The sequence below is a fragment of the Dyadobacter bucti genome (assembly GCF_005869225.1).
Taxonomy (GTDB): domain Bacteria; phylum Bacteroidota; class Bacteroidia; order Cytophagales; family Spirosomataceae; genus Dyadobacter; species Dyadobacter bucti.
Map to the genome: position 1 here is coordinate 432,230 of NZ_SWFP01000005.1, position 16,390 is coordinate 448,619.

The 16,390-nt window shown below is 43.7% G+C and carries 14 protein-coding genes; 2 read left to right on the plus strand and 12 right to left on the minus strand.

Features of this window, described 5'->3' with window-relative positions; genetic code table 11:
• Window positions 1–107 precede the first annotated feature (107 nt).
• The 5 genes from pyk to FBF61_RS18635 all read right to left on the minus strand — a co-directional run bounded on the left by pyk (window position 108) and on the right by FBF61_RS18635 (window position 6,230).
• Window positions 108–1,547 carry a pyruvate kinase gene (pyk, locus tag FBF61_RS18615; protein WP_138480000.1) on the minus strand — a complete coding sequence of 480 codons (1,440 nt, stop codon included), beginning with the start codon at window positions 1,545–1,547 and terminating at the stop codon, window positions 108–110.
• A gap of 27 nt (window positions 1,548–1,574) precedes the next feature.
• Window positions 1,575–4,070, minus strand: coding sequence for a replication restart helicase PriA (gene priA, locus FBF61_RS18620; protein ID WP_138480002.1), 2,496 nt, complete (start codon window positions 4,068–4,070; stop codon window positions 1,575–1,577).
• Window positions 4,071–4,372: 302 nt separating this feature from the next.
• Window positions 4,373–4,603: a hypothetical protein gene (locus tag FBF61_RS18625; RefSeq protein WP_138480004.1), complete on the minus strand. Its 231-nt coding sequence runs from the start codon at window positions 4,601–4,603 to the stop codon at window positions 4,373–4,375.
• Window positions 4,604–4,645: 42 nt separating this feature from the next.
• Entirely contained in the window at window positions 4,646–5,248 is a 603-nt protein-coding gene (locus FBF61_RS18630; protein WP_138480006.1) for an aminotransferase class IV family protein, read from the minus strand.
• Entirely contained in the window at window positions 5,226–6,230 is a 1,005-nt protein-coding gene (locus FBF61_RS18635; RefSeq protein WP_138480008.1) for an aminodeoxychorismate synthase component I, read from the minus strand. The genes FBF61_RS18630 and FBF61_RS18635 overlap by 23 nt, the downstream gene beginning before the upstream one ends.
• Before the next feature lie 215 nt (window positions 6,231–6,445).
• Here FBF61_RS18635 and FBF61_RS18640 point away from each other — a divergent pair, with 215 nt between their 5' ends.
• Window positions 6,446–7,453 (plus strand): YpdA family putative bacillithiol disulfide reductase, encoded by a 1,008-nt coding sequence (locus FBF61_RS18640; protein WP_138480010.1) that lies wholly within the window; start codon window positions 6,446–6,448, stop codon window positions 7,451–7,453.
• 5 nt (window positions 7,454–7,458) lie between these two features.
• Here FBF61_RS18640 and FBF61_RS18645 read toward each other — a convergent pair whose 3' ends face one another.
• Window positions 7,459–8,556: a WD40/YVTN/BNR-like repeat-containing protein gene (locus tag FBF61_RS18645; RefSeq protein WP_138480012.1), complete on the minus strand. Its 1,098-nt coding sequence runs from the start codon at window positions 8,554–8,556 to the stop codon at window positions 7,459–7,461.
• Between the two features lie 111 nt (window positions 8,557–8,667).
• Here FBF61_RS18645 and FBF61_RS18650 point away from each other — a divergent pair, with 111 nt between their 5' ends.
• The gene (locus FBF61_RS18650; protein WP_138480014.1) at window positions 8,668–8,970 is read left to right on the plus strand and encodes a YtxH domain-containing protein; all 303 of its coding nucleotides are present in this window, start codon (window positions 8,668–8,670) and stop codon (window positions 8,968–8,970) included.
• A gap of 71 nt (window positions 8,971–9,041) precedes the next feature.
• Here FBF61_RS18650 and FBF61_RS18655 read toward each other — a convergent pair whose 3' ends face one another.
• From FBF61_RS18655 to FBF61_RS18680, 6 genes are all read right to left on the minus strand, one after another.
• Window positions 9,042–9,587: a DUF4136 domain-containing protein gene (locus FBF61_RS18655; RefSeq protein ID WP_138480016.1), complete on the minus strand. Its 546-nt coding sequence runs from the start codon at window positions 9,585–9,587 to the stop codon at window positions 9,042–9,044.
• A gap of 62 nt (window positions 9,588–9,649) precedes the next feature.
• Window positions 9,650–11,671 carry a DNA primase gene (gene dnaG / locus FBF61_RS18660; protein WP_138480017.1) on the minus strand — a complete coding sequence of 674 codons (2,022 nt, stop codon included), beginning with the start codon at window positions 11,669–11,671 and terminating at the stop codon, window positions 9,650–9,652.
• A gap of 34 nt (window positions 11,672–11,705) precedes the next feature.
• Entirely contained in the window at window positions 11,706–12,440 is a 735-nt protein-coding gene (locus tag FBF61_RS18665; RefSeq protein ID WP_138480020.1) for a TerC family protein, read from the minus strand.
• Window positions 12,441–12,744: 304 nt separating this feature from the next.
• Window positions 12,745–13,710: a glycosyltransferase gene (locus tag FBF61_RS18670; protein WP_138480022.1), complete on the minus strand. Its 966-nt coding sequence runs from the start codon at window positions 13,708–13,710 to the stop codon at window positions 12,745–12,747.
• Complete coding sequence (locus tag FBF61_RS18675; protein WP_138480024.1) at window positions 13,707–15,101, minus strand: O-antigen ligase family protein; 1,395 nt, start codon at window positions 15,099–15,101, stop codon at window positions 13,707–13,709. The genes FBF61_RS18670 and FBF61_RS18675 overlap by 4 nt, the downstream gene beginning before the upstream one ends.
• Window positions 15,089–16,378: a CDP-glycerol glycerophosphotransferase family protein gene (locus FBF61_RS18680; RefSeq protein ID WP_166444563.1), complete on the minus strand. Its 1,290-nt coding sequence runs from the start codon at window positions 16,376–16,378 to the stop codon at window positions 15,089–15,091. The genes FBF61_RS18675 and FBF61_RS18680 overlap by 13 nt, the downstream gene beginning before the upstream one ends.
• Between the last annotated feature and the right edge of the window lie 12 nt (window positions 16,379–16,390).

Below are 16,390 nucleotides of genomic sequence, written 5' to 3' on the forward strand. Positions count from 1 at the left end.
AGTTAATCATAGGTAGATTTGAATGTACCACCGGTCGCGGCTATAAAATGCAAAAAAGCAGCAGAAACCGTTTCTGCTGCTTTTAGAAATTGATGATAGATAAAAACTTATTCTACTACGCTAAGTTTCACTGTGTTTGTCTTACGTTGTCTGGAAACCGGTATGCTAAGGGTATTTATGAATACGTCCCCTTTCTGCAATTCGCCTCTTTCGATCAGGAACAATTTGATATCCTCGATCAGATCATCGGTAGATACGTCCTGGTCTTTATCATAGAAATAAACTTTCGTTCCCCAATACAATGCCAGTTGGTTCATCAACATTTTGTTGGATGTAAAAATGAACAAACTTGCTTTCGGGCGATGGTGAGAAAGGCGGAAAGATGTGTATCCCGAACGTGTAATCCCGATGATCGCGCTTGCGTGCGTATCACGAGCCAGACGACATGCACTCATTACTACATTGTCGTTCAGCTTGTTAACGCCGGGGGTTTCGTTTACAAAAGCATGGTGCCTGAAATAAATGCTATTCGTAGAAGATTCCACTTTTTCGATGGTGCGGGTCATGCTTTCAACAGCCAGCAACGGATATTTTCCTGATGCGGTTTCGGCGCTCAACATTACCGCATCCGCTCCGTCGAGAACTGAATTGGCAACGTCGTTCAGTTCGGCGCGCGTGGCACGCGGGCTCTCGATCATGCTCTCCAGCATTTGGGTGGCTACGATTACGGGCTTGCCTGCTTTATTACATTTGTCAACGATCATCTTCTGGATCATCGGAACTTCTTCTGCCGGAAGCTCAACCCCCAAATCACCACGGGCAACCATAATAGCATCCGTTGCCTCAATGATCTCATCAATATTAAGAATGGCCTCCGGTTTTTCAATTTTGGCAACAAGCTTCGCCAACTTTCCTTTGTTTGCAATGTATTCCTTTACTTTAATGATCTCTGCGGCCGTACGTACGAAAGAAAGAGCAACCCATTCCACATTATGTTCGAGTCCGAAGTCGAGATCTTCATAGTCTTTTGTAGTCACGGATGGCATCGAAACCCGGGTATTGGGGAGGTTCACGCCTTTTTTGGATTTAAGCAGTCCACCATAAATCACCTCCGTAATTACATCCGTTCCGTCGATACCGGTAACCAGAACTTCCAGTTTACCATCGTCCATCAGGATGCGGTCACCGATTTTTACATCATTGTACATGCCGTCGTATGGTGTACTTACTTTTTCGGCAGTACCCAGTATTTCGGTATTTGACAATATCAGTTTATTACCAGCTTCAATCAAAACACCGTCTTTTTCAGCCACCAGACCGATACGGATTTTTGGTCCCTGTAGATCCTGAAGGATCGCCAGGTTTAAACCGAATTCTTCGTTTATTTCACGAATTGTATTAAGTCTTGTCAGGTGGTCGGCGTGTGTGCCGTGTGAGAAGTTCAGGCGGAATACATTCACTCCGGCCTTAGCCAATGCATGTAGTGTTTCTTTAGTTTCGGAGGTAGGACCTACCGTAGCAACGATTCTGGTTTTTTTGGAAGACATAATTTAATATGCGGAATGAAAATGATTTTATACACAATCCACATCTATGACGATGTGGATGCTTTTTAGCGTCTTGTCGGTTAAAATATCAATTACCTTTTCTTGAATAAATGATTTTGCCGCTTTAAAATTAATCTTTTCTCTCTCAAGTTTAATCAGAATGTCGAACAAAAACTGATTTCTTACTCTTTCGACAAGGGGAGGTTGAGGCCCGAGCACCCTGCTTTTGCCCAGATTAGCCGTTAATTTTTCGGCCAGAATACCTGCTGCCCGTCGCGAGACGGCTTCGTCTAAATGCTTGACCGTTATCTTGATCAGTCGTGTAAATGGCGGATAATGGAATTGTTCACGTTCACTGATTTCGGCCTCATACATTCCGATGTAATCATTATTCACGATTTTTTCCAACAATGGCTGACCCGGGTTGGCGGTTTGGATCAAAACCCTGCCCGGCTTTTCAGGTCGCCTGCCAGCGCGTCCGCTTACCTGGGTAAGCATTTGAAACGCACGTTCGGATGCCCGAAATTCGGGAAAATGAATGATCCGGTCGGCATCAAAAATTCCTACCATACTTACATTGTCGAAATCCAGGCCTTTGCTGACCATTTGTGTGCCGACGAGGATGTCAATACCACCTTCTTCAAATTCCTGGATAATCTGCTGATATGCATTTTTGGCGCGAGTAGTATCGAGGTCCATTCGCTGAACGCGGGCTTCGGGGAACATCAGGAGTAATTCATCTTCGATCTTTTCCGTGCCGTAACCCATTGTTTTGACCTTCGTAGAGCCACAGTTGGGGCAAGTACGGGGGACTTCCTCCTTATGTCCGCAATAATGGCACCTGAGCTCGCCGGCCTTCATGTGGTAAGTAAGGCTGACGTCACAATTGGCGCACTCGGAAATCCAGCTGCATTCTTCGCATTGCAGGTAAGGAGAATATCCGCGGCGGTTTTGAAAAAGAATGGTCTGCTCCTTATTCTTAATATTGTATTCGAGATGCTGCCGGAGTACAGATGAAAACTCGTTTTTCATCTGTTTCTGCTTCTTCTCTTTTTTAGTATCAATTAATTCAAACGTTGGCATGGCTGCATTCCCGAACCGTTGTGTCATTTCCACCAGGCCATACCGGCCGGTTCGGGCGTGGTAGTAACTCTCCAATGAAGGTGTTGCAGAACCGAGCAACGCTTTTCCCTTATGCATATAGGCCATAATTACAGCCATATCGCGGGCGTTGTAGCGGGGGGCGGGTTCGTGCTGCTTGTAGCTGGTTTCGTGTTCCTCGTCCACGATGATCAGGCCCAGGTTGTCAAATGGAAGGAAAATCGCGGAGCGCACGCCGACGACAAACTGAAATTTCCCGTCGAGAATCCCCTTCCAGACTTCCACGCGTTCGTTATCGGAAAATTTGGAATGATAAATTCCCATCGTATCGCCAAACACTTTTCTTAACCTCACGACGATCTGGGTTGTGAGTGCAATCTCAGGCAGGAGGAATAGCACCTGCGAGCCGTTTTCCAGGACCTTTTTGATGATTTCAATATAGACTTCGGTTTTGCCGCTGCCGGTAATTCCATGGAGGAGTACCACTTCTTTCTCCGAAAACAGGTCATAGATCTGTCTGGATGCTGTTTGCTGGGACTCACTTAAAGAAATCTCGGCGGCTTTGTGCAGCGGGATATCATCAAAACGCGAGACGAAAATTTCAAACTGCTCAAAAACACCTTTTTTAATTAAAGTCTGCAAAGCAGCGTCAGAAATATTGTTGTCCTGCGAAAAAATGGATTTGTCCAGACCCTTTTGATTTAGGTCGGGATTGTTGTAAACCGGTATGTAGCTCAGGTATTTGAGCAGTATCTCCTGCTGTTTCGGCGTTTTGTCGAGCGAGGAAGTGAGCTGCACCAATGAATCGTTTGTCAGAAAAGAATTGTTGAGCTTTACTTTCTTGACAACTTTTGGTTTGTATTTTTCTTTAACCTCTTCATACAAAATCACCGCCCGCTTGCCGACAAGGGATTTGATGATCGATGTGATGTTGGATTTGCCCAGCAATCGCTCTACTTCTTCATAGGAGAGTGTCTGATGTTTTTTTATTTCATCCAAAATCACTCTTTCCAGGTCGGTCAGCAATTCTTCATATTCAAATTCAGGATTCAGCTGAATTCTCGACTGGCTGGTGATTTTGAGTCCGGCCGGCAGGGCCACGTTCATTACTTCGCCGATATTGCAGAGGTAATATTCCGCTACCCAGCTGAAAAGTTCAAGCTGTCGCGTGGTTATAATGGGTTGTTCATCAAGAAGTTCCAGGATGTATTTGGCCTGGTATTTAACCGGAGGATTGGAATGTAATTTTGCTACAACAGCAGTTATTACCCTCTTCTGGCCAAACTGGACGATCACCCGCGCCCCTACTTTGATGAGCTCGGTTATATCCCTCGAAACCCTGTATGTGAACAAAGAGGGAATCGGGACCGGCAATATCAAATCAGCGAATAAGGTTGTTTCTTCCTCAAAAAGGGAGGTCATTGGCAGGAGGATTATTTAAATTTTCTTTTTTCTGAGGTGCTGGCGTGTATCAAAAACCGCCAGTAGTTTCAATTCGGTTGGTACCAACCCTGTAAAGTAGAAGATTATGTTTGGTCATTGCTGCTCCCTTATCAAAGTGTGTTCAGAAATTTGCCGGAACATTTTTGGATGGTGTGAAATTAGATGAATTACCTTCTCGGTCCTTATTACAAAATCTTTTATGACCTGACTATTCCAATTTCTTTCCAGATAAGCAATGACGTCATGAAAATTATCCAAGGCTCTCGGAGACCAGACAATATTTATAGCCATTTCTTATACGTTTCCCTGGCGATATCGTTTGATACTACTTTACCGGCATCGACCTGCCGGATAGATTCTTCCAGGTCGGAAATTACTTTGTCCGGTAAATCTCCCCATTTATTGCTTTGATCATGGCTTTTAAAACTAGCATTGACGGCATCGATGATACTTTCATCGTCGGTGTCTAACAGCCTCTTAGCTAATTCGATCTTTTGTGTATGAATATCCATACTATCAAATTTACACTTTTGAATCTGAAAATGTAAATAAACTTAATCAATCAAGCCTACTTCCAACACCGGTGCATTCTCCCAGCTCACCATGGCATTGAACAATTTGACCTGCTCATATTTTTCAATATCAACTTCCCGGATGGTAGCTTCCTGGATCAACCCGGAAGTCAGCAGGTGTGCCCGCTGGGTGCCGGGCAGGAGGGGAGAATCGGGTGTAAACCATTTTTCTCCATCGAAAAACGCAACGTTGCAATAGATCGAGTCGGTTACCAGTCCGTTTTTGATGATCAGGATTTCATCGCAATCGTTTCTCTGCGCGAATAACGTATTAAGCTCTGTGCGGTCCTCAAATTTGAACGAATAATCAATGCTATCGTGGTAAACCCGCTGAATTTTACGGATAGTACGGAGTGTATAAGGTTCCCAGCGTATGTTATCAATTTCTGCTGCGTACGAAAGCCGACATTTATGGATTTCATTCCCGATAGAATCAGGAATGATGATCATTTCCGACAAGTTCCAGAAATCGGTGAATCCATACAATTCCCGGCGGGTTTTATTAAGACGGGCTTCGTGGAATTCAAGATTTTTTAATCTACGGTTTTCAACGCAAATCGTTTCAAAACATAAAGTGTGCTGCATGATTGAACGGAAGGTAAACTTTATCGATTAATTCCTGGTACTCATTTTGTGCCTGGCTCAGTGCTGTAATTCCTCCTCCGCTCTTGAAAACGAGGCTTCCGTTCTGGTTTTCAATAAAACGGATCATTACCGCGCTTTCGAAGGTTTCTCCGTCGAAATACCCCATAACACCCGTGTAATAACCTCTTTCATAGCCTTCTGCCTCCCTGATGATCTTTAAAGTGCTGGGCTTGGGTGCGCCGGTAATGGATCCTGCCGGCAATAATTTCAAAAGGATATCGCCGAACTGACCGTTAAAATCATCCGCGAGCATGCCTGCTATCTCCGAGCTGACCTGTAAAAGTGTCTTGTCATTGGTTTTAATCCGGTCGATATAACGGTATCTTTCCACCCAGACTTTTTCAGCGACCATACTCATATCATTCCGGATCAGGTCTACAATCGTAGCATGTTCGGCGGCTTCCTTGTAATCTGACCGGATCATATTTTCGGCATCCGGAATGGAGGCGTCAATAGTACCTTTCATGGGAAAGGATGAAATATGGTTACCGTGAATCCGGACAAATATTTCGGGTGAAAAACAGACAAATTCATTGTTATACAAAATCCTGTAAGGGGCTTCGCTGTTTTCAAAAATTTCCGACAGGCTCAGTTCGGTTTGTACCGGAGTAGGGGCGGAGAGATTCACAAGGAAGGAATTTCCTGCTTTTAAATTTTTGATTACGTGATCAAACCGCTTTTGATATTCCGGAAAAGGGATGGGGAATTTATGAAAACTGAAGTTTCCGGGTAATTGGTGTTCAGTTCCAAAGCCCAGATTGCGGAACCCGTTCAGATTAAACCGAAGGCAACGAGGGTCTACATCTTCGAGCCGCCAGGCCAATGGTTTTTGAGCCAGATAATCCACGAGAAATACGAACGGAATTTTCCGTTTTCCCCATTCATTGAGGTTTTTAGCAAATATCTCGACTGGCTGTGTCAAATGGCGAAATTATTGATCTGGGTAAAGATTTTCAACAGAAAGGCAATTTACAAAGTTCAGAAACCAATGTTGAAAATAACTGGTTAAGAAGAAGGGTTGATGGCTTTCCGCAATCGGCTGTGGGCTATCAAAAATGTCTTTGCCGGAAGCCGAGTAATCAAAGCCGATAGCCGATAGCTGCCGGCCGGTAGCCAAAAGTGAATAATCTTTCAAAAATGCATATATACGACGTAATTATCATCGGAGGCGGGCCTTGCGGGCTGGCTATGGGGATCGAAGTTGCAAAAAACGGTCTTGATTATTTGATTCTGGAAAAAGGTAATCTTACCGAATCGATCCGGAATTATCCCAGGCGTATGCGCTTTTTCTCAACTGCCGAGAACATTGAAATTGGTGGTATACCGTTCGCGATTTCGGAGGTAAAAGCCAACCGGAACGAGGCATTGCAATATTATAGAAAGGTGGCCGGCTATTATCACCTTAATTTCAAGCTTTTTGTGGACGTGGACCGGACCGAGAAGCAACCTGACGGTACATTTCTGGTTTATTCCAACGACGGCCAGATTTTTCAGTCAAAGAAAGTAGTACTGGCCACAGGTTATTTCGATGTGCCGCGTATGCTTAATGTGCCGGGAGAAAACCTTCCGCATGTTTCACATTACTACGATGAACCGTTCAAGTATTCTTATACAAATGTTGTTCTGGTAGGTGGTTCCAACTCTTCTGTGGAGGCTGCGCTGGAATTATACCGGCACGATGCCCATGTTACGATAGTTCATAAAGAAGCAGATTTTCGTACCAAAGTGAAGTACTGGCTGGTACCGGATGTGAAAAACCGTGTAAAGGAGGGAAAGATCCATACCCGGTTTAGCAGCATCACCAAAGCCATTGAACCCGGACGTATCCAGATTGAGAACATCGAAACCGGTGAAACGGAATGGTTACCGGCGGATTTTGTCTTTCTGCTTGTCGGCTATTTGCCTGATGAACATTTGCTGTTCCGCTGTGGCATTGCGCTGGATCCAGCCACAAAGGTGCCAACATTCGATCCTGATACTTTTGAAACCAATATTCCCGGACTGTATTTATGCGGGACCGTTATGGCCGGTGTTTTCACAGAAAAGATCTTTATTGAAAACGGACGTGATCATGCGGCAGCCATCGCAGATCATCTGATGGGCAGAGAAATAAGGAAAGTAAAAGAGCTTATCGAAAGAATATGACCTTGTTATTGGTCAATCAGCACCAGCTTTTTCTTTCTTTTTTTGGTTGAAACTTTATTAATTTTTCCAATCAGTCCTTTAGCTCCAACTGCATACCCGACATTTCCTGCAAAACTTACTGCATGAAACGGTTCCTTGCCAAGCACTTGCCAGGATTTTCCTCTGTCCAGAGAAACGCTGTTGCCAGATGGGCCTGTTGCAATTAATGCATAATTATCTGCCCGGATTTGAGTATCTCCGTTCCAGGTTGCATTTGTTTTATGGTAAATGTCCACACATTCTTTAAGTCCTGCCGGTTTTGTCATGCTCGTCAGTTGCCAGGTAATGCCGCCGTCGCCGGTTAACAGCACATTTTGTGTTGAATCGGTTGTTCTTTTGTAGTCTCCGCCCACTGCCATTCCATTTTTCTTTGACCAAAACCTCAATCCGAAAATACCACTGGTAGGCCCGGCTGGCAATGGCGTAGAAGATACTTGCCAGGTTTGTCCGTAATCTTCTGACCGGAAAACCCTCGCCATTTTGCCGCCACCTGTTCCTACAAATGCATCGCCTTTCCCCGTGGCAAGAACAGATGTGCCGCTGGCTGCAAAACAAGCTTCTCCGGCCTCGGTTAGGGGACGTTTATTGAGAGGAAGCTCCGACCAGGTTTTTCCACCATCTTGAGTGGTTATTACAAAAAGGTGTCTCTCGGTAGGATCACCTACGCAAATTCCCTTATTCTTGTCCCAAAAGTCAATTCCATCCAGAAAAACCCCGCTTTGTGTAGTTTGGTACACAACGCTCCAGGCTTCGCCTCCGTTTTCAGTACGATAGATCCTGGCTTTCCCTTCCTCCGCCAGGCCTGCACTCATCGCAATGGCAGTCTGTTTATCAAATGCATAAATATCACGGAAATCCAGCGAGTCGGCGCCGGTGATTTTAAAGGTACTCCAGCTATTTCCACCGTTGGTCGTTTTCAAAACAGTTCCTTTCGAGCCACCTATCCAACAGGTATTGGACGATACCGTGTGTACCGCCCGCATATTGATGGTAGTATGGATATCGAGTTTCTTCCACTGCGCCAGTACTGTCCCGGGCCCGAGCAATGCTACGCATAGCAGCATTTTTGCTGTGATATTTTTGGGAGGTAAACAGGCTTGTAATGTACAATTTGGCACGATATTTTAGTTATATTTCTGATCTAATGTTTTATTATCACAAAATAAGAAATTCGTATGAACAAGAACCAAAAATTTTTGATAGGCTCAATAGGTGCATTGTTGACAGGTATTGCCATAGGCCTATTGGTGGCTCCTAAGAACGGAAAAGACACACGCAAATTGATCAAGAACAAAGCGAATGATCTTGGAGGTTCTGCCAAAGACAAGTATGAACAGAGTCTTGAAGAATTATCTGTTTTGGCTGATAAACTGAAAGATGGTTTTTTGAAAAATGTAGGTACAGTGAAAGAAAAAGCTGGTTCCGTAGCAGATTCCGTAGGTGAAAGAGTTCGGAGCACAGTGAATAACAATGCTTAAATCTTCGTCTTCCAATGATATTAAAAAGGGACTTTTCCTTCACGGGAACGTCCCTTTTTGCTTGTGGAATATCAGGGAATGCTGGTTATAATGTCAGCAATTGCCTTGTTGATATCCTGATCAAAATTCTGACTTTTTTCAGGAATAATTCCTTCAACCCCTCCTTGCCAGACCATTTTATTATTGGCTGCGTCGACGAGATCGATCATCAAAGTTCCTTCGCGGTATTTACCCACCGGGACTTCTTCACTTTTCCAGGAATATCTTCTTTGTCCCATATATCTCGGCAATCCCTCCGTCCGGAAATCGGTTTGCCGGGTCTGGGTTTCTTCTTTCACTGACGTGGCAATATTGATTTTTAGTGCAGGATCACGGGCTTCGTCCAGCCCGCGTGTCTGAAGATTCTCGGAAATGGCCTTTTTTATGGTACTGATCCGTTTTTCGAAGTTTTCAGAAATGGTATCGCCTTGTGCCTCTATGTCAAAAAAGCCGAAAGTCGTATAATCTGATAACTTGAAACTGTCCTCCTTTTTCGGTTTCAGGATTTTATAGGACGTTCCGCAGCTAAATAAAAATAAGCTCAGTAGTGCCAGAATCGTGATCGGGTAAGATTTCATAGTCAGAAAATTTATGGATATCGCTGGATCAACTTGCAATAAAATGTCGGTTGGATGCAGGCTTATCCGATTACGCTGCCCAGTTCTTTCGCAGCCGCCATGCTGATGCTTTTATAAAACATAAACTCATTCATAACTGCAGTTTGCTCTTCTTCAGTTTTTGCATGAACAGCCTGTTGCAGGCATACCTTCATCTTTTCCTCTATAAAAGCCTTTTTAAGCCTCAAAATATTGATAAAGGCAGTTTTATCTAAAACGTCGGTTTCAAACGGAACATAGATCTCGTATTTTTCTGACCATAGTTCACTCAGTTCATACTTGCTGGCCAGCCAGCTGATGGTTATATTTCGTATTTCAGGTTCGTGATGGTGCTGGAAATACTCTGTCGATAACACCTGGTTACGGCTGAAATTTTCCCTGAATAAAGAGAGCAAGTGGCTGAAAACGGCATCCTTAAAATCAATTCCCTCGATTTCCCCTAGAACATACTGGCAGACGGTGATCGTCGGTTCCAGCTCACGCGTACCATACATGACCAGCAGCCTGATAAATGCTTCTTCCTGATAATATAGCTTGGTACGTTGCGGAAGCTCCTCCTGAACCTGATCTGTTGCAAAAAGATCCGGAGGCAAAGTGTCCCCGTCTTCGGAAAAGTTCCTGCCCGAAAGTGCTTCGAGATTATCCGGACCGTCGGGTACAGCATTGGACTGGCGGTTGCCGCGGTCCTGTGGCTTCTGGGTATGCAGTTTGCGCAGCAGCTTGTTACCTTCCGTGATCAGCATCTGCTCATCCACTTTCATCATTTCCGATGTCCGGTGAAAGAAAACCTGCCGCTTGATCGCATCCGGTATCTTGATAATGCTGTTGACAACTTCACCTATCACGGCCGCAAGCCTGAACGGGTCATTGCCTGCGTCCTGTAATAAAGTTTCGGTTTTAAAGGTTATAAAATCCTTCGCAGCTTTCCGTAAATAGTCTTTAAAAGCCTCGGCCCCAACTTTCCGGACATAGCTATCCGGGTCATCCCCATCCGGGAAGAGCACAATTTTGACATTCAGACCTTCTTCCAGTACCAGGTCCAGCCCGCGCAAAGCAGCCTTTATCCCGGCAATATCTCCGTCATAAAGAATGGTAACATTAGGCGTGAAGCGGCCGATCAGCCTTATTTGTTCAACCGTAAGCGATGTTCCGGAAGAAGCTACCACATTCTCTATGCCCGCCTGATGCAGAGAGATTACATCCGTGTAACCTTCTACCAAATAACAGAGCTCCTGCTGACGGATCGCATTTTTGGCCTGAAAAACCCCGTAGAGCACATCACTTTTGTGATAAACCTCGGTTTCAGGCGAATTAAGGTATTTGGGCTGATTGGCACCGCGTTGATTTTGAGATCCTGATTTGTCGGATTTGAGGATCCTTGCACCAAACGCAATGACTTTGCCGGCAACATTATGGATCGGAAAAATGACACGACCGCGGAAACGGTCGTAACCGGCAGTCTGGCTGCCTTCCTTATGGACCAGCAATCCTGCTTTTTCAAGCAAATCGGCGGAATAGCCTTTCTCAAGTGCTTCTTTGGAAAACGAATCCCAGGTATCGAGGCTGTAACCCAGTTCGAACTTCTTCTGGGTGTCGTTGGTAAAACCTCTTTCTTTAAAATAACTTAAACCGATTGACTGCCCTTCTTCACTGTGGTGCAGCTGCTGCTGGTAGAAATTTTTGGCAAAATTCAATACAATGTAAAGGCTCTCTCTTTCATTCTGACGAATAGCTTCTTCATCTGTAACCTCCTCTTCTTCAATCTCTATATTGTATTTGTTCGCCAGGTAACGTAATGCTTCACCATATCCGATCCCATCGATATCCATAACGAATTTGATCGAATCGCCCGCCGCTCCGCAGCCAAAACATTTGTAGATCTGCCTGACCGGGTTGACGTTGAAAGAAGGTGTTTTTTCGTTGTGAAAAGGGCAGCATGCAGAATAGTTGGCGCCTTTCTTTTTGAGTGATACAAAATCCCCCACCACCTCCACAATGTCTGCGGATTGCTTTATTCGGTCAACGGTTTCGGGATTAAGTCTCATTGATTTTCTTTCAAATACTGTTTTATATGCTCTTTCAGTGTACCGGCTTTGTTTTCTTGTCCAGCTTCATATTCAGAAGTTCAACCAGGAACGAAAATGCCATAGCGAAGTAAGCATAGCCTTTGGGTATTTCGTAGTGAAAAGCCTCTGCGACGAGCAGGGTACCAATCATTAACAAAAAAGACAATGCTAAAATTTTGATAGAAGGGTGATTATTTACAAAATCACCGATTTTGCCCGCAAATGCAATCATGATAAAGGTTGAAGCTACAACTGCGGCGATCATAATAGGAATTTCTTTTACGAGACCCACTGCGGTGAGTACCGAGTCAAAAGAGAAAATAATATTAAGCAAGGCAATCTGCACGAGTGCATTCCCAAATGTAAGGTGACCTTTTTCAGCTGATTTGCCAGCACCAGGAATTTCGTCAGGGTCTCCCTCCAGTTTATGGTGGATTTCCTTGGTGGTACTGTACAAAAGGAAAAGTCCGCCGCCCAGAAGTATGAGGTCCCGTCCGCTGAAACCATGTCCAAAAAGCGTAAGCAGGTCTTCTTTCAGACCAATCACCCATGAAATGGCGAACAATAGAGCAACTCTGAGGACAAGGGCGATCAGTAATCCGTTATTTTGTGCTTTTTTTCGCTGGTCGGCCGGAAGCTTTGCTGCGACAATGGTAATAAATATTACATTATCAATGCCGAGGACTACTTCCAAAAGGGTGAGCGTGAGAAAACTGATGAGTGCATCGACGGTAAATAATGCTTCCATAAATGAGCGTAAGCTATTTGTCTTTCACACGAATGTAATAGAGGTGTGCGAGTTTTGAAGTATATTTTACTATTTTTAATGCCTGAAGTTTCATTACCCTGAATTTTTTACAAATTTGTGCCTAACTTTGTACACAGGTTTAGAATTTAGCATTGGAAATGCTTTTTTCTGATTAGTTTAATTTGTTATTTTGCTGTAACGAATTCTAGCAACGATTTTATCCCCAAGTGATATATAGAAATTAAAAATATAGTGTGTGTATAGTGTGAAACAGGGCATGGAAATTTTTCTATGCCTTTGTTTTTTATATACGATTGTAAAGCTGCATTAACATTTCGAGCGTGTCGGGACCGGATCCCGAGCCGGCAGAACTGTTCAGGTTTTGCCTCCCTTCATGTAACTCTTCTTCCAGATTTACCTTTGAGAAATCAGTATATAACCTGCACATGGCTGGCCGCCTCACCACGTCAGAAGCAAGTACCACCACATTCTTCTCAATAGCCTCGTGGATTGAGAGCGATACGCCGTCGGTCGTGGTATTACGTATAAATGCATCGGACAGAGCCAGAACATTCCGGAAATCGTGGTTTTCGGAAATGAAAATGATGTTAGCGGTAATTCCAGGGCAATGTCTTTTGACGTAAGGCTGGTAATTTCCCGAGGGATCGGAAATGACCAGACCTGCTCCCGGTGTATTTGCTATTTTAAGAACAATATCGAGAATCCCGTAAATTTCCTTTCCTTCTTTATCAAAAGTAAGATTCCATGCATTGGTGCAGAAAAGCATCCTGCATGCTTTTCTGATGTGTAGAATTTTATCTGACAGCTCTTTGTGCAATGGTTTAATCCTCTTCGACCTTATGAAAGTGGATATCAGGACTGTATTTCGGTTCCACCACTTTGCTTTCACCAAACTTTCCTCATTCTGAACAATAGGTATATATGCAAGACAAGCCGAAAGGTTTACTGCAATGTTTTTTGAATAACCGTACCTGCCCCAGTTCCCATGATAGGTGAGCAGCAATTTTTTGAAAGTTATTTTACAAAAAATGGCGAAAAGGAGTTGGATATAGGGATTGGAAATATGCAGATGGATGGATCTGCATTGAAGAATCTTCAAGAAAATGTAAAAAGCAGACCGTTTTTTAATATCGCAAAACTCGAACTTGTTAAAATTTCGCTCCGAAAGCCATTCAATAAGCCTGGAAACATGAACCGTGACGCCGCCGATGGGCGGAGGGATTTTCCCCAAAATAAGGATCTTACTCATAGCTTGTCAGGCAGATGATCTGCCAACGCTCTTCCATAGAAATACAGGCAGATCAATAAAATGGGGGCAATGCAATTAATGGTAATACTTTTAGCCGGGATGATGACAAACACGCTGCCTACCGTGTGGTTGAAGATGATGTAAAAAGTGAAACTGAGAGGTAACAGGATGTATTTCCTGTCCTTTTTCGCCGTGTTCAGAAGGGTGCTGCCGAGCAGGATCAATGTTCCATAGAGGTAAATGAAGCCTGCGAGACCTTGTTCGGCGAGGAGGGTGAAGAAAAGGGAATGTGCTTCCCGATACCCAGGCCCCAGAATTTCAAAACTTCCGGTTCCATGCCCTGTGACAGGGTTTTTAAGGAACAATGCATAAGCGATATCATGAATTTCTGCTCTTCCACTGGTTTGCTGCATCCGTGAAAAACCATCAGTTGAGACCATGTCCCCAAAGCGTAGTTTCCAGAAATATGCCAGATCGTGATTATCCCAGAATTCTGAAATCGTTGTGGAGAATACAAATGCAAGGATAGCAGGGACCAATAGCCATTTGCCATGCATGTAGTCTCGGGCAACAATTATGCTGACGGTTAAATAAGGAATGATGATAAAAATTGCTCCGCGCGAGAATGAAATAATGACAATCCCGGAAAAGATTGCAAGATAGGCGAGGCGGATCAATTGTGGCACTTTGGACCGGCTGTTGTAAAGCAGAACAAATGGCCAGAGCAAAATGAAGTAGGCCATGGTCACATTGGTGTCAGTTATGTTTCTGGTTACGAGTAAATTATCCGAACCTTTGTAGGCGGTTCCAGCCACGGCTAGTCCAAAAGTCCCGACTCCGAGGATGAGAAATATCAGGCAGAGATATTTTTCGGTTTGGACTTGAAAATCTATAGCCTGCGCTGCTAGTCGCAGGTAACAAAAATAAAGTGGTAAGGTGATGATAATGAGGATAAAACTGCCCCAGATGATATGAGCCAGATTTGGCGAGATCATGATAAAAAGTGTGTTTGCCAAAATCCAGGAGAGTAGTAACGACTTTTCGCCAACAGATAAGACCGGATTTTTGCCTGATAAAAAATAAACAAGATATACGTCGGTAATCATAAAGGGAAACAGCCGCCAGAAGGAATTGGCACCTGCCGTAAATGCATATTTCTGAAAGAGCTGTAAAAATTGCGTGAGAACCGGAATACTGATGAGATGAAAAAGCTTGTCGCGTGAATTGGAAAACAACGCTAATCCGCAATAGAGAAAGAATGCGAGCACAACACGGGCTTGAAATGCATTCTCGCCTAAATCGAGTATTTCTGGAAAAATATATCCCAGTACACTAACCAAAATCAATGCAAGGGACGCCTTTCGTAAAATTTCAATTATTAATTCAGCCATTCCTTTATCAATAGCATGGTGGATTCCACCGATTCTGGTACCGTATGGTGAATGAAGGGCTGCAATTTTTTGGTCTGTTGTTGTGACGTAGGTTGATCCAGCAATCGTTCCAGCTCGCAAAATAATGCTTCACGGCTGCTGACTTTGCAATCAAGCTTTTGCTCTTCCAAAGGGATCTGATGGGAATAATCATAAAATCTTCTGACCGATTTCGGGTAAGGTTTTTGTAGGTTGCCATCATAAGCGATACTGATAACCGGTTTGTTGCAGGCCAAAGCATCCAACGTCATAGTTGAAGCTATATTGATACACACGTCGCAGTGCCGGAGCATTTGGGAGAGGGTATGGAGAAAATTCATCTCGGGAAACCATTCAGAAAAACTGGTGGGCGGTGAAAATTCAATATTTGAAGCGGGCCAGAAGCGTAAATTCTCTTCCTGTGCGAATGCTTTATAATTACCCGGATGATCGCCGGGATGACATTTTACGATGATGACAACATTCTTACATATCTTTGCAAATTCATTGAGATCGTCGACAACTGCAGACTGGTCAGGAAAATGTTTGCTGGCGCTCGTTGCGAAAAGGACAATTTTCTGGTTCTTTCCAATTTGAAATTCTCTTTTAAATTTTAACCCAGAATCTTCATCGGGCTGATCTTGAAAGTATATGTCAAAACGTGGAATTCCTGTAATGCAGACTTTTTGATCTGGTATTTCGAACATGGAATAAAAGTGCCGGTATTCGTCCGCCATAAACTGATTCCATACCAAAACATAATCATAGTTGGCATTTATAATTCCTTTTGAAGTTAAATTGTCCCAGCTGATAACCATTGCAATTGAGGGGATATTGAGAAAATTTACGATCCTGTTTTCCCGGATATCAAGGGGAGACGACGAAATTATTGCTTTGAACCGGTATTCCCTAAGCTTGTCAAGCTGATCTGAAAAAGCAGTGAGCCGGATAATGTATCTTCTTAAAAAAACTAGGATAACCCTTGTCAAACCCAAATAGAACAGAATTGATGTTATCTTGTTAATAAGCAATTGGTGAAATGAGTTGGAGGCTTCGTTTTTAATCCGTTGTGTTGCAATTTCAAAATGCTGAAGAAAGATTGCCTTTTCGATTTTACGCAGAATGCGGCTCCAACTTCCTTCTGACGGAATATCATGTTCGATTCTCTTCAAGCTGATATCAAAATGTTTGTTGATTTCGATAAGTCTTTCACCGGATATCAAAGTGGACATTAGGTAAACCTCATAGTTTTCTGCCATCGGTTTTATAAG